Annotated in this window: 9 protein-coding genes; 2 read left to right on the forward strand and 7 right to left on the reverse strand. The window is 51.0% G+C overall.

Annotation, left to right across the window (positions count from 1 at the left end; all coding sequences use genetic code 11):
• Window positions 1-113 precede the first annotated feature (113 nt).
• The 6 genes from gdhA to FZ040_RS13530 all read right to left on the reverse strand — a co-directional run bounded on the left by gdhA (window position 114) and on the right by FZ040_RS13530 (window position 7,951).
• A complete protein-coding gene (gdhA, locus tag FZ040_RS13505) occupies window positions 114-1,463 on the reverse strand; it encodes an NADP-specific glutamate dehydrogenase (RefSeq protein ID WP_149172490.1) in 1,350 nt (449 codons plus the stop codon).
• 135 nt (window positions 1,464-1,598) lie between these two features.
• Entirely contained in the window at window positions 1,599-4,187 is a 2,589-nt protein-coding gene (locus FZ040_RS13510) for a 3'-5' exonuclease (RefSeq protein ID WP_149172491.1), read from the reverse strand.
• 25 nt (window positions 4,188-4,212) lie between these two features.
• Window positions 4,213-4,401: a hypothetical protein gene (locus FZ040_RS13515; RefSeq protein WP_149172492.1), complete on the reverse strand. Its 189-nt coding sequence runs from the start codon at window positions 4,399-4,401 to the stop codon at window positions 4,213-4,215.
• A 77-nt stretch (window positions 4,402-4,478) separates the two neighbouring features.
• The gene (locus tag FZ040_RS13520) at window positions 4,479-6,827 is read right to left on the reverse strand and encodes a DNA internalization-related competence protein ComEC/Rec2 (protein WP_369407145.1); all 2,349 of its coding nucleotides are present in this window, start codon (window positions 6,825-6,827) and stop codon (window positions 4,479-4,481) included.
• Between the two features lie 74 nt (window positions 6,828-6,901).
• Window positions 6,902-7,474 carry a ComEA family DNA-binding protein gene (locus FZ040_RS13525; RefSeq protein WP_149172494.1) on the reverse strand — a complete coding sequence of 191 codons (573 nt, stop codon included), beginning with the start codon at window positions 7,472-7,474 and terminating at the stop codon, window positions 6,902-6,904.
• A 123-nt stretch (window positions 7,475-7,597) separates the two neighbouring features.
• Complete coding sequence (locus FZ040_RS13530; RefSeq protein ID WP_033171221.1) at window positions 7,598-7,951, reverse strand: hypothetical protein; 354 nt, start codon at window positions 7,949-7,951, stop codon at window positions 7,598-7,600.
• A gap of 200 nt (window positions 7,952-8,151) precedes the next feature.
• Between FZ040_RS13530 and FZ040_RS13535 the strand changes: the two genes are divergently transcribed.
• Complete coding sequence (locus FZ040_RS13535; protein WP_149172495.1) at window positions 8,152-10,260, forward strand: DUF8509 domain-containing protein; 2,109 nt, start codon at window positions 8,152-8,154, stop codon at window positions 10,258-10,260.
• 69 nt (window positions 10,261-10,329) lie between these two features.
• Here the strand turns inward: FZ040_RS13535 and serA are convergent, their stop codons facing one another.
• Entirely contained in the window at window positions 10,330-11,913 is a 1,584-nt protein-coding gene (serA, locus tag FZ040_RS13540) for a phosphoglycerate dehydrogenase (protein WP_149172496.1), read from the reverse strand.
• A 504-nt stretch (window positions 11,914-12,417) separates the two neighbouring features.
• Here serA and serC point away from each other — a divergent pair.
• Window positions 12,418-13,509 carry a 3-phosphoserine/phosphohydroxythreonine transaminase gene (gene serC / locus FZ040_RS13545; RefSeq protein ID WP_149172497.1) on the forward strand — a complete coding sequence of 364 codons (1,092 nt, stop codon included), beginning with the start codon at window positions 12,418-12,420 and terminating at the stop codon, window positions 13,507-13,509.
• Window positions 13,510-13,653 lie beyond the last annotated feature (144 nt).

Here is a 13,653-nt window from a genome sequence, read left to right on the forward strand (position 1 = left end):
AGAGTTGTCTCGAACTGGCCCCCTCTCTAACCGATAAACTGCAATTTGAAAAAAGCCCCCAATGCGTTGAAATTTCATGCCAACGCATCGAGGGCTCTTCCTATTTACCTATTTTACACCACACCATGCGCAATCATGATGTCTGCTACTTTTACAAACGCCGTGATGTTGGCACCAGCCACTAAATCATCCGGGTCCGCATATTTTTCCGCATTCGTTTTGGAACTGCGATAGATATTCGCCATAATATCCTTGAGCTTATTATCCACTTCCTCAAACGTCCACTGCAAACGCTCGGAATTCTGCGACATCTCCAGTGCCGATACAGCCACGCCACCGGCATTGGCGGCCTTTGCGGGCGCAAACAGTACCTTGTTCTGCTGGAAATAATCAATAGCCTCCAGCGAAGACGGCATATTCGCGCCCTCGCCTACCGCAATGACACCATTGGCCACCAGTTTCTTGGCACTCTCCAAATCAATCTCACCCTGCGTAGCACACGGAAGCGCAATATCGCATTTGACTGACCAGACCCCCGTGCAGCCTTCATGATACTCTGCCTGCGGATGCGTTTTGACATATTCCTTGATACGGCCACGGCGAACCTGCTTGATTTCTTTCACCGCTTCCAGGTCGATGCCATCGGGGTCGTAAACATAACCGTTGGAATCCGAGCAGGTAACCGGTTTTGCTCCAAGCTGCTGCGCCTTTTCGATGGCGTAGGTTGCCACATTGCCAGAACCGGAAATTACCAGAATCTTATCCTTCAAACTGATATTTTTATCATCGAGCATGTTCTTGACGAAATACAGCAGCCCATAGCCCGTAGCCTCAGGCCGTGCCAAACTGCCCCAATAATCCACGCGCTTGCCCGTGAGTACCGCCGCATCATACGCATTGCGGATGCGTTTGTACTGGCCAAACAAATAGCCAATCTCACGGCCGCCCACGCCAATATCACCGGCCGGCACATCGACATGCGGGCCAATGTGGCGGTAGAGCTCCGTCATAAAGCTCTGGCAGAAATTCATAACTTCATTATCCGATTTGCCATGCGGGTCAAAATCCGAACCGCCCTTCGCTCCACCGATAGGAAGGCCCGTCAGCGCATTCTTATAAACCTGCTCAAAAGCCAGGAATTTCAAAATGTCGAGATTGACACTTGGATGAAAACGCAAGCCGCCTTTATACGGGCCGACGGCACTGTTCATCTGCACGCGGAACCCGCGGTTGATATGAATCTCGCCCTTGTCATCCTGCCATGGTACCCGGAAGGAGACGACGCGCTCTGGCTCAACCATGCGCTCGAGAATCTTTTGTTCCTTGTATTCCGGATGTTTTTCCAGAACTGGTACGACAGTCTCCAAGACTTTTGAAACCGTGGTTTTGAACTGCTTTTGTTCGGGGTCACGTTTTGCAATGAGGTCCAGCGTATCCTGGACATACTGTTTCATGTCTGCCAAAGTAATCGCTCCTTTTATGAAATTATTTTACCGTTACAAGATTACATTTATGTATCTCCAACGGCTTCAGTATACTATATTGTACCGCAATTGTATATAGTTCTGACGCAAAATGTATTATTTTGCCTGATCTTTTTATTCATTTCGCACATATTCCCGCGGAATCGTGGCAAGAAACCGGCTCATATGACGATAATGCCCGTATTGCTGCTGCGTCCAGGAGACGAACAACTGCCGCTTGGCTCTGGTAATTGCCACATAGAAAAGCCGTGCCTCCTCCGCCAGCCGGCCGGACTTATCCGCCTGAAATCCTGGAAACGTTCCTTCCTGCATCCCTGCCAAAAAAACATAATCAAACTCCGAACCCTTAGCCTGATGAACCGTGATGATGGGAATTTGCGGCTTTTGCGTCAGTGCATCAAGTTCCGTATTCGACAGCGTCGTAAACCGCAAAAAACGGGTTACGGCGTCGAGCGGCGAAATTGCTTTATCATCCAAGTCACGGGCCTGGCGGAACAAATCCCGCAGATTTTCCACGCGCTGCAATTCCTTATGCTGCTGATAGTAATCGCTGATTCCTGCCTCCACCACAATTTCTCCCAAAAGCTGCCAAGGCCGGAGAACCAGCGCCCGCTCCCGGAAAGCATCGAGCAACGCGGCCAGATCCGCAAATTTATCCATCCACGCGGCCAAAAGCTGCCGCCGTTCCTCTTGCCTACTGCGAATCTCCCGCTCCATGACATATTGGAGGATTTCAGCCGTAGCCTTGATATCATCCAGCGCATCATGCGACGATTTATGGCTTACGTGGCAGTACTCGCCCAGATATTCCAATTTATAGCTCGGTAGATTCGGATAAAACCGTCGGAAAATATCCAACGTGTCGTAATACGCAGGATAAGAAAACGCTGGCAAATTCAGCCGCGACAAATGACTGCCAAGAATACTCAAATCATACGTCACATTGTGCCCGACAATAACGGCTCCCTCGGCAAAGGCACAAAAATCCCGCAGGACTTCTGCCGGGTCATCGCCATTTGCCTGTAACCACTCATCAGTCATCTTATGCACGCGGACCGAGTCCCCGACCCGCCGCGTTGGCCGCAGCACCCGCTGGAACTCCTCCTTGATGGTGCCATCTTTGGCGAGCCGTATTCCCGCAATCTGGATGATTTCATCCCGCGTAGTGTCCACGCCGGTGGCCTCTACATCAAAGGCCACCAGATTTTCCTGTTCCCAGGCTGACATCAGCAAGGCAAACGGATCCCCGTCCCTCCGGGCAAAGGGGTCGAGAAAATCCGTCAGCCGGATGCCCGCCCGGCGGTATTCCTCCGCAGACAATTTGCGGATTGTCGCAGGGCCAATCCCCTGACCGAAGCGGTTTAAAATGCGGACAAAGCTTGCCACATCATGCTTATTGACGATGAGCCGCAAAAACGCCAGCACATCTTTCACTTCCTGGCGGCGGAAAAATTTCATCTCATCAATCAGCATAAACGGCAGCCGCTGCCCCTCGGGCTGCAGCCGCCCCAAGGAACGAAACTGTGCCGACAAATCCTTATTATACCGATTGCTCCGCGTCAGAATGCAAACTCTGGAATAATCCCTTACCGGCAGCTGCTGAATCGTATAGTATATCCATTGCGCCTCTTCCGGGAAATCCATCGCCCCTTTAAAGACAATCGGTTCCCCGCGCTCCGCACGGACCGCCGTGATGCCTTCGGGATAAAGTGCCGACACGCGTTCCGGGAACAGCTCCTGCAGGCTGGCAAACGAAGCCCTGAGCAACACCTGTGTCGAGCGGTAATTTTCGTGCAGCACAATACGGCACGGGTGATAATCCTGCTGGAACTTCCGCAGTACCAGTTCCGGATGCGACCCGCGCCACTCGTAAATCGTTTGAAAATAATCCCCGCAGAGAAGCAGATGACTGCTGCCAAAGATACGCGATATGATGTCATATTCCAGTTCACTGGTATCCTGCACTTCGTCGATATTGATGTAGACAAAGCGTCTGGCCCAGCGAAGTGCCAATTCCGGCTGGGAAAAAAGCTCACCCGCCCGCACGATAAGGTCGGTAAAATCCAGCCCATGAAGTTCATGAATGCGCTGGTCGTATTCAGCCGCAACGCCTGGCCCCCAGTCCTGCCAGCCCTGATACAGCTGCTCATAATAACGATAGGTATCATCCACCGCCAGCGAGCGGACTTCAGCCGCGGCTGTCTCCATCAACCTTGCCAAAGTCTTTTGGTAATCCTCTTTGTCGCTGTCGCCAAAGAAATGATATTCGGCCCGCTTCTCTTTCAGCTGAGCCACTAAATTCAGCACGGCCCTCAGCGGCCAGACTTCTTCCAAAATTTCTTTTAAAATCGCTTTGGAATCTGTTTCGTCGAACAAAATAAAATCCGAAAATAAATCGGAATGCCGTTTTGCCTCTGCCTTAATGACATCATAGCAAAAACCATGGAAAGTCCTGACCAGCACCCGGCTGCCCGCCTCACCCGCCTTTTCCTCTACGCGCTGCCGCATTTCACGGCAGGCCTTGTTGGTAAACGTCAGGCACAGGATTTCCTCCGGCAAGGCCCGCTGATTTTCCAGAATACCGGCAATCCGGCAGGCCAGCGTATTCGTCTTGCCAGTGCCAGCCGGTGCAAGCAGCAGGATATTCTTATCCAGCTCCTCCACCGCTTTACGCTGTGCTTCATTTAAATCCGAAATATCCAAGGATGTTCCCCTCTCTCACCGCGTATCAGGAATTCAGTGATGACTCAAAAATTTCCACACAGGACTTCTTGCGGATAGCCGCTATCATTTCCTCATACGATGCCGGCTGCATTCCCATGCGAAGGAACTTATCATGCATGGCAATCTCACGCGAAATAGCCGATTCCGATATTCCCTCAGCCCTTGCCTTTTCTCTGAATTCTTCTGCTGTCATAAACACTTCCTCCTAAACAAGTTATTCTTCCTTTAACTATTATTCTAATTCGACACCTGGCCCCTCCTTCCCTGCCCTTACGAGGCATAGGGCTCCACCTGCATGGTCCGGCCATCCGTATGAAACACAATCGCTCCATTTTCATCCGTCCGATAGATTTTAATGCCAGCCGCTTCGTACCGTTTTAGCACAATCCCCTTTGGATGACCAAAACCATTATCCCTGCCAACGCAAAACACCGCAAAACCGGGATGAACCGCCTGCAGGAATTCTTCCGAACTCGACGTATCGCTGCCATGATGCCCGGCTTTAATTACCGTACTTTCTGGATTGATGCCCGCCTGCAAAAGATTGTGTTCCCGCTCCTTTGTCAGGTCACCCGTAAGCAGAAAACTCGCCCGTCCATACGAAACACGATAGACATTAGACGCCTCATTGCCTGCTGGCTGATCAGCTGCTATCGCGGGCGCATACAAGACTTCAATTGTCACGCCATCAATCTGCAAGCGGCTGCCCTGTCTGGCCATTTCAAATTTTTGCAGTACCGGGTCATTGTCCCCGAGCCGCATGCTTCGGGCGTAAGCGGACAGTCCTTCCCCCGCGGTATAAACTTTGCCGACGGGAATCTTATGCAGGATAGCACCACAGCCTGCCGCATGGTCTTCATGCGCATGCGTCAAAAAGACAGCGTCCAGCCTTCGCACGCCATAGTGCAGCAGATAAGGAACATCGACGCGGGCTCCCACATCAAACGTGCCGTCCCTGGTCCCGCCCGTATCAAATAGGAAAGCATGTCCGCCTGGCGTCATTACCAGGCAGCAATCCCCCTGTCCCACATCGACAAAATGAACCATAAGTTCCGGCGGATGCACGTAGCGCCAGCCGCCAAACACCAGAAGGGCAACGCCGCCAACAGCAGCCAGCCAATGCTTGTGCCTGCCTGGCTGCTGAACCAAAAACTTCCTTTGTTCTTCTTTCAACAAGAACCAGCCAAGCAGCAAATAATACACGGCAACCCCAGCGGCATTCGGAGACGGTACCCATATCTGGCTGGCAGGGAGCCTGGCTAAAATCCGGACTATCTCTGCTACGATTCCCAACAGCAAACTCACCGCAGTAAATATCACTTTTCCCGCCAAAGGAAGCGCAAAGCCGGCCAGCCCTGCCAGCAGCGCGGCTATCAAAATCAGCTCAATAACGGGAACGGCCAGCAAGTTGGCCAGCAGTGACGACAGGGAAACCTGATTAAAATACCAGGCCAGTATTGGCAATGTGGCGGCCTGTGCCGCAATCGTTATCGCCATACTGCCAGCTGCCAGTTCCGGCATGCCATGCAGGCAAAGCCACTTCCGGATTTTGGGAGCGAGATAAAGCAGCCCTGCCGTTGCCCCCAAAGACAATTGAAAGCTGATATGGAAAAGCAATAGTGGCGAAATCGCTGTCATCACGATCCCCGTCAATAGTAAAATATGACCGGCTGTCTTCTCCCGTTCCAACGCCAAGGCCAGAAAGGTCAACCCGCCCATGATTCCGCTTCGTATCACCGGCGGCACGCAGCCGGAAAGAATGCTGTATAAGACGATTGCGCCAATGACCATAACAGCCGTTATCCCCTTGGGAAAATGCAGGAGCCCGGCCAGCCATGCCATTACCGCCGCCAGTAAACTGATATGCGAACCGGATACCGACAGGATATGAACAATTCCCGTCGCAGTAAAATCCTGTAATAGGTCTGATTTTATCCCCTCATAGCCGCCAAACAGCATGGCAAAGACCGCAGCTGCATCCTCCTTGGTCATAACCTGAAGCATCTGATTCCGGTAATGCTCCCGGATACTTATTATCCAGCGGGCAAACGTCTTCGTTTCCCGCGGCATGACAGTAATCCCCCGCTTGCCCGTGGAAAGCGAGGCCGTTATCCCCTGTGCCTTTAACAACAGCTTCGTGTCAAGCTGTCCCGGATTTTGATATCCCTGCGGGATTCTGACTTTTCCTGACGCCTTGATTTCATCGCCAACCTGAACCTGGGGAAGTTCCTGCGAGGTCAGGCGGCTGTAGACATACATACCACCTGAAGCTGATTGCTCCTGTCCCGCTGCATTGACTTTTGACACGTCAATTTCATAGCGTATCTTTTTTTGACCGGTCAAATCTTCCGTTACCCGCGGCTCCTCCCGCAAGGTTCCCGTAACCTTGACCTCCTGCTGCGCAAAATGCGAAATATCCTGTTTCGGGAGCTTATCCACAGCCATAAACCGAATCATCCCCAGCACCAGAAACAACAGCAAAAACGCCAGCCAGGATATACGGCTCCGGCGCCATACCATTACGCCAGCTGCCACCAGCAGCAGTATAAACAGCAGCCCCAATGCCAATTGTCCAGGGGCTCCGAATATTTTGCCTGCGGCGATCCCTGCCCACAACATAAAAAGACAACCTGCCAGAAAAACTTGCTGGTGTTGTCCCGTCTCCATTTGCGGCCACTCCTTCCTTAAAGATTTCACAGACAAATCTTATCCCGGATTTTTGCAAACTTCGCCTCACCAATGCCCTTTATTTTCTTGATATCCTCAATACGCTGAAAACTTCCCTCTGTCTCCCGGTATTCGATAATCCGTTTCGCCATAGCCGGGCCAATACCGGGCAGCGAGTCGAGTTCTTTCTCATCAGCTGTATTGATATTGACTAACCCGCCTTTTTCACTGGCTTGCTTTCCGTTCTTTTGCCCATTTCCCTGTGCCGGAGACGCCTGCCGTTCCGGCACCTTCACTTGTTCTCCATCTTTCACGACCTGCGCCATGTTGATATGCTGCTGGTCAGCCGTAGGCAGCAAACCACCGCAGGAATTAACCACATCGCCAACGCGAGCACCTTCTTTTACCGTTACCATCCCGGGATTATTGACTGCACCAGTCACGTAGACGGTAATATTCTTCCCCTGACTCGTTTCCTCACGGCCAGCCTCATCAAGTACCACCGCACTTTCCTGCGCATACGAACCATATACCGTTCCCACCGCAATGGCCACAAGCAATAGCAGTAAAATCCCCAACGATTTTTTGTACATTGGCAAGATACTTTCCCCTCCTTTGTCTCGAATTCTTAAATACCTGCTACTTCGCGTCACACGAAAAAACTCCTGCCAAAAGACAGGAGTTTTTTCGTTTATTATGATAAGTTGTTGGCAATAAGAAAATCAGGCAATCGCCGTGCGGAAGAAATCCTCCACCATACGATCCCAACCCATATCATAGACATTACGCTCTCCGAGCTCATTTTGATACTGGGCCAAGGCTATGGTCATCAGCGAATCGGCCACATAGCCATCATCATCCATACCGACTTCTGCATAACTGTCATGAACCGTATTGACCACTTCTGATAATCTCGCTGCTGACATATTATCTACTATATAATACATAGCCTCTAGATACTCCCGTGTATCTCTGCGATATCCGGATGGAGTTTCTTTGACAGCATCCATAATCTGGCTGATTTGGCTCAGTGCTATGAACTTGATTCTGGTAACGTACATTTCTTTTGTATACATACATCATTCCTCCATCCATGGATAAATAATAGCATATGTTTACATGTAATGCAAATTGTATGCATGTATACATGTAACATTGTTTACTGAATTATATGACTTTTCTTGTTCTTTCTTCCCGTGCTTGCCATAAATACCGCGATTGGAGTAAAATTATGATGTGAATGTTGAATGTCAAAGAAACCAAGGAGGTTTACTTCGTGGAGAAGATTAGGATTGGGAAAGGTCAAGTATTGCATCGAAAAGGGGACGAGGTTAAGACCCTCGAAATCGTTCTGGCTGGTGCGCTTACTATGACCAATGGAAATGACGTAAACGTGCGCCTAGGCAGTGGTTCCATGGCGGGAACCGCCTACCTGCCGGGTGAAACATATTCCTTCGATTATGTGGCCGCAGAAGATTCCACCTTAATGGCAATGGATTACCTGACGCCTGACGATATCGTGGAAGCCGTAATCGGAACACCGGCGATAGCACCAGTCATCGCCGCCGCCAATATGGAGCTTGCCGCTGCCATCTTGGACTCCCTCACGGCAACTACCGATGCAGCCATAACGCTCTGCAAAGAACTAAAATACAATTACAATGAGTATAAATTTATGTGCGTCCAGCTCGGCGCAACGCCAGCACAATTCGATTTTGTCGAGCACTTGATTCCTCTGGAATCGTCCGGTCTTGATTCCAGTTGGGAGGCTGACCTCTGCCGTGCTTACTGCAACCAGCGAGGTGCACTGGACAAGGGGTATTACCCCCTCGATGTGTGCTTCTGCGTGGAAACGGTCATGCGCGCTTCCACCATCAGTCGAAAATTCAGTCAGGAACTTCTTTCGGTTCTGACTTTTGTCGAACAGACAAAATCTGGCGCGGCTTCCTTTATCGAGGCCTTCTATAATGTAAAATCCCGCGTTGATACCAACAATCGCGGCGATTCGAATGCCGCCCCACATATCCAGAATGCCCTGGATATGATTTTGGCCTTTTCTGGCGTCGACCAGGAAACCGCAGATACCTTCCGTAAGGATGTACGGGCCTATACCGATACCGAAGACCGCCTGGAAAAATCCGATGAGATGCGTCATCTTCGCCGAAGCCTTTCCGACGGATTCTATAAAATCTATGCAGCGGCCTTCTTCAAGAGCCTCAATACGGATCACCTTCCGGTAGAGGTTCGCATGTTTTTCCTCTTTGGGTTCGTCGATGAGACTCTTGCAGGAACAGCCAACACGGAGATTCTTTACCAGACTGTCGTTGGCTGGGAAAACGATCCAGAAGAACGCATCGTATCGCTCTACGATTGGCTGCTAAAAATCTATCGCGGACAGGCGCTTCCGTCGAAAAACGAGTTCGATAACGACTGGTTCGAATACCTACGCGAAGAACTCCGTACAGGTTCCATTTCGCAGGCGGAATCCGATGCCCTGCAAAACGATACCCAGGCAATGGTTTCCTTTGAAATTCGCAATATGGTCACGATTGCCAATAAGGCAACCTATGGCCGCCTTGCCACCTTTGTGCCAATTTTCAATGCCCAGGATGTCGTCCGCCCGCTGGAAAAATGTCTGGCCAGCCCGGCCCGCGTAAGAGAAGCTTTCGACAAGGTTACGGCTATCGACTACAGCTGCTTCTACCGTCCCACGCTGATTAACTTCCCCGACTTCAAAATTCCGCACTTCATCTACGATGTCGAAGTCAAGCCCTATATCATCCTGATGCCAAACATTGGCAGCCGCGGCCTCATGTGGCAGGAAATCGAGGGTGTCCGCCGCACGACACCGGCTCATATGATGATTTCCATCTATCACTCGGAGGATTTGGACAATACCGTAGTTCAGATGTGCGCCCAGTTCCGCTGGGAAATGTGCCGCCGCATCCAGGGCGTCCGTTACGCCGATGTATCGGAACCATCCCTTACCTCGGAATACACCAACTACCTCCAGTTCTACCGCAAGAACGGCTATCTTTCCGCGGACATCAAGGAACGCATCAAGATGTCCCTGCAGAAGGCGCGCAATGACTACAAGGTCATATTCATGAACGATTACGAAAAATACATTCAGAATGAAGCCTTTGGCATGCCCCGCCTCAATAAGGTTGCCCGGGAGATTCTGTTCAAATACTGCACCTATTCCCAGAAGTTCCGCGATGAACGCGGTACCAATCCGCAGTATGCTCCGCTCATGGATCGCTGGAATGTCGCCCATAACTCCAGAGTTCACAACGTCGACCTGGTACTTCGCAAGGTTCAGCGCATGAATCCGGATGCCGTTCCCCAGGAAATCCTTGATGAATTGAAATACTTGAAATTGTGACCATAAAAAAGGCTGAGGCTCGAAAGATTATATTTCTTTCGAGCCTCAGCTTTTTACTGTCTTTATGCTTTAAATCGTGTAGAAATTGACGAGTCTGGCATCGGAGATACCATCCATTCCCTTGATGACTTCCATAACAGCCGCCGGGATATCATTGTCGATGGTCAGAACCATCAGGCTCGTTCCCTCAACCTCGGTCTTGCCGACCTGCATCGCCGAAATATTGATGCCATTGTTGCCAAGCAGAGATCCAATCGTACCGATGACGCCCGGACGATTGATGTGCGGGCAGACGAGGATGCGCGCATGCGGGTCAACATCGACGCGGAACTTGTTGATGCGGACGATGCGGCCTTCGCTGCCAAACAACGTGCCCTCTACCGAAAGTTCCTTGCCAGCGACCTGCGCCTTGACCGTGATGAGGTTCGTGAAGTCCTCAACTTCCTTCTCCTTGACCTCCGTGACTTTGATGCCACGTTCTTTGGCCAAGCCCGGAGCATTGACGTAGTTGACCTCATTTTCCATGATTGGATTCAGCATTCCTTTGACAACAGCCGTCGTCAAAAGCCCCGTGTTGACCTCAGTGATTTCGCCATTATAGACGACTTCAACCTTCTCCACTGGGCCGTCAGCCAGCGACACAACCGTGCCACCCAGGCGCTCAGCCAGCGTCAGATACGGCGAGATGACCTTCATGACCTGCGGCGATACCGGCGCCATGTTGACAGCCGTTGCTACCGGCTCGCCCTTGAGAGCGGCCAAGATGCCTTCGGAGACATCAAGCGATACGCCAATCTGGGCCTCGACCGTCGAAGCGCCAAGATGCGGCGTCAGCACGATGCCCGGCACACCGACGAGCGGATGGTCCGGACCAACCGGCTCACTGGTGTAAACATCGATAGCAGCACCAGCCACAATGCCCTGCTTTACCGCCTCAGCCAAATCCTCTTCGACGATGATACCACCGCGGGCACAGTTGACCAGACGGACGCCCTTCTTCATTTTCTTCATCTGCTCCATGCCAATCATGCCCTTGGTGTCCGGCGTCAGCGGCATGTGCACCGTAATGAAGTCCGATTTAGTGATGACATCCTCGAACGTGCCAATGGTGACGCCCAGGGATTTGGCCCGCTCTTCATTAATATAAGGGTCATAAGCGATAACATCCATGTCGAAAGCCATCGCCCGTTTGGCAACCCCAGCACCGATACGGCCCATACCAATGACACCTAAGGTCTTGCCACGGAGCTCAACTCCGACGTACTGCTTGCGATTCCACTCGCCTTTTTGCATCGTCTCATTGGCAATCGGAATATTGCGCGACATCGCGAGCATCATCGCCATGGTATGCTCCGTAGCTGCAATCGTATTGCCGCCTGGAGAATTGATGACGATAATACCTTTTGCCGTAGCAGCGGGAATATCGATGTTATCAACACCGACGCCAGCGCGGCCAATAATCTTGAGGTTCTTGGCACGCTCTATTACTTCCGCCGTAACTTTGGATGCCGAACGCACCATCAATGCATCGTATTCCGGAATGATTTCCAGCAGCTCTTCTGCGGAAATCTTATCTTTGACGTCGACTTCAAATTCTTTCTTTAAAAGCTCAATACCTTTTGGGGAAATACCGTCTGCAGCCAAAACCTTCATATTCATCGCTCCTCCAATATCTTTGTGGAAAATACTTTCCTCGTTAATTTCTACACAGACAAAACAAAAACCTCTTGAAAATGAAAAAAGCCCCGTCCCCATTTGGGACGAAGCTGATAGTTCCGTGGTGCCACCCAAGTGATATCCAACGATATCTCTCTTGCCGCTGTATCGGGCGTCCCGTCTGACTCATCGCCAGCCGCTCCAAGGCGGAACAACAGCTTTACCCTCTGACTCGCACCATCCGTCAGTTCTCTTGGCGGGCCGCCGCTATTGCTTCCTCTTCCTCGCGTTACCTGTTCCTATTCTTCTGTGCATAACCGTATTATAGCCTCTCCGCCTCTCATCGTCAAGTGTGTTTTTCAGAAAAACAAAATTTATTTTCTCGCTTGCTTTTCATAAATTTCCGCGTTAAAATATAACAAAACGCCTGATGTCCGCAAGTCACGGACGCTCCGTTTTATAAAGTCGTAAAGAATCATCATGGTTTTAGGAGGTTATCCCATGGAAGCAGACCGCGTTTATAATTTTAACCCAGGTCCGGCCACACTGCCCCTGGAAGTGCTCAAGGAAGCTCAGGCTGAGTTCTTGAATTTCCACCACAGTGGCATGTCTATCCTGGAAATCAGCCATCGTGCCAAACAGTATGACGAAGTCCACCAGCAGGCAAAAGCCGACATCAAAGAGCTCATGGGGCTTGGCGATGACTACGAAGTCCTGTTCTGTCAGGGCGGTGCCAGCCAGCAGTTCGCCATGATTCCTCTGAACTTTGCTACCAAAGAACATCCGGGAAACTACGTGCTCTCGGGCAGCTTTGCTACCAAGGCTTACAAGGAAGCCGAACTTCTCGGCGTCGGCGAGATTGCCGCTTCCTCCAAAGATGTGGATTTCCGCCATATCCCGACGCAGGATGAACTAAAAATCAATCCGGAAGCTTCCTACGTTCACCTCTGCTACAATAACACCATCTATGGTACCGAGTTCCATTATGTCCCGGATACCAAGGGTGTGCCCCTCATTGCAGACATGTCTTCCGACATGCTTTCCCGTCCGGTGGACTTCCAGAAGTTTGACTTCATCTACGCCGGTGTCCAGAAGAACCTCGGACCGGCTGGCGTCGTGCTCGTCGTTGCCAAGAAAGATATGCTCGCCAAAAGTCCGGAGACCCTGCCGACGATGCTTCGTTACAGCACGTTCCTCAAAAAGGATTCGCTCTACAACACGCCGCCGGCATTCTGCATCTACATGGTCGGCAAAGTTGCTGCCTGGATCAAAGCCAACGGCGGCCTCGTCGAAATGGAAAAACGCAATCAGAAAAAGGCCAAAGTCGTTTACGATGCCATCGACAATTCGAATGGTTTCTATCGCGGCCACGCCGACAAAGACAGCCGTTCGTTCATGAACGTCACCTTCCGCCTGCCCAGCGAAGAGCTCGAAAAGAAATTCGTTGCCGAAGCGCTCGAGCATCAGTTAAGCGGCGTCAAAGGCCATCGCAGTGTCGGCGGCATGCGCGCCTCGATTTACAATGCTATGCCCTATGAAGGTGCCCTTCGCCTTGCCGAATTCATGGAAAAATTCCGCAAGGAAAACGCTTGACTTATCCATAACAAAAAGGGACTGGGAAAAATCCCTTTATATTGACATAAAATATAGAAGCCTCCATAAGATTGATGAATCTACCTTATGGAGGCTTCTATGAATTTATCAAGGCACTTTTTACAAATTACAGTTTGCAGGGGA

Source organism: Pseudoselenomonas ruminis, assembly GCF_008271295.1.
Taxonomy (GTDB): Bacteria; Bacillota; Negativicutes; order Selenomonadales; family Selenomonadaceae; genus Selenomonas_A; species Selenomonas_A ruminis.

Coding starts and splice junctions, on each gene's coding strand:
- FZ040_RS13515 (WP_149172492.1), bottom strand. CDS start 4,401: ATGACAGCAGAAGAATTCAGAGAAAAGGCAAGGGCTGAGGGAATATCG.
- FZ040_RS13530 (WP_033171221.1), bottom strand. CDS start 7,951: ATGTATACAAAAGAAATGTACGTTACCAGAATCAAGTTCATAGCACTG.
- serA (WP_149172496.1), bottom strand. CDS start 11,913: ATGAAGGTTTTGGCTGCAGACGGTATTTCCCCAAAAGGTATTGAGCTT.
- FZ040_RS13520 (WP_369407145.1), bottom strand. CDS start 6,827: ATGTTGTGGGCAGGGATCGCCGCAGGCAAAATATTCGGAGCCCCTGGA.
- serC (WP_149172497.1), top strand. CDS start 12,418: ATGGAAGCAGACCGCGTTTATAATTTTAACCCAGGTCCGGCCACACTG.